Genomic DNA, 720 nt, shown 5'->3' with positions numbered 1-720 from the left:
CCCCCCCCCCCCCCCCCCCCGCCCCGCCCCCCCCCCCCCCCGCGGGGCGCGCCCGGCGGGCGCCCGCGGCCCGCCGTTTCCCCACCGGGGGGGCCCGCGCCGCCCCCCCCCGCCGCCGGCGTCGACGACGCCCCCGCGGCGGAACGCGCGGCGACCGGCGACGCCCAGGCCGGGCACGCCCGCGAGCGCGGCGTGGCCGGTTCCGAGGACGAGACCGACGTGGGCGACGTCCGGGCCTTCGCCCAACCCGCGACGATGACGGTCACCGTCACCGATGCGATCACCGCCGACCCGCACGCACCCGCGGAAGGCGCAGCCGGTGCGGTCGAGGCGCCGCAAGCCGCCGGTACGGGGCCGGGCCAGGCCAGGGCGGGCGGCGCGGGACCGGTGCCCGGCGGCCTGCTGGAGCGCAGCCGGCGCGCCAAGGTCCTCGCGCGCCGCCGCCGCACCACGGTGGTCCTCTTCCTCACCTTCACCGCCGGCGCGATCGTCGCCGCCGTCGGTGGTGTGGCCTTCCTGTGGGCGCCGGTGGGGCCGGCGGCGCTGCTCAGCGCGTACATCGTCTATCTGCGGGTGCAGGAGCGCCGCAGGTTCGCCTTCACCATGGACCAGCGGCACGCGGAACTCGCCGCCCAGCGGCTGCGCGAGCAGCGCCGCCGCCCCCCCGCCGGGCCGCCCCCCCCCCCCCGGCCCCCCCGGGGGGGGGGGGGGGGGGGGGGG

1 protein-coding gene is annotated in these 720 nt (G+C 82.8%); it reads left to right on the top strand.

Translation table 11 applies throughout. The annotated features are described in order from the left end of the window. On the top strand, positions 1–720 hold a 720-nt coding region (locus AAHZ94_RS34810; RefSeq protein ID WP_502964880.1), incomplete at both ends, for a SepX/GlpR family protein.

This window comes from Streptomyces sp. HSW2009 (genome assembly GCF_040240285.1).
Taxonomy (GTDB): Bacteria; Actinomycetota; Actinomycetes; order Streptomycetales; family Streptomycetaceae; genus Streptomyces.
The sequence above is the reverse complement of the archived record's forward strand: the minus strand, read 5'-3'. Positions and strand labels throughout refer to the sequence as shown.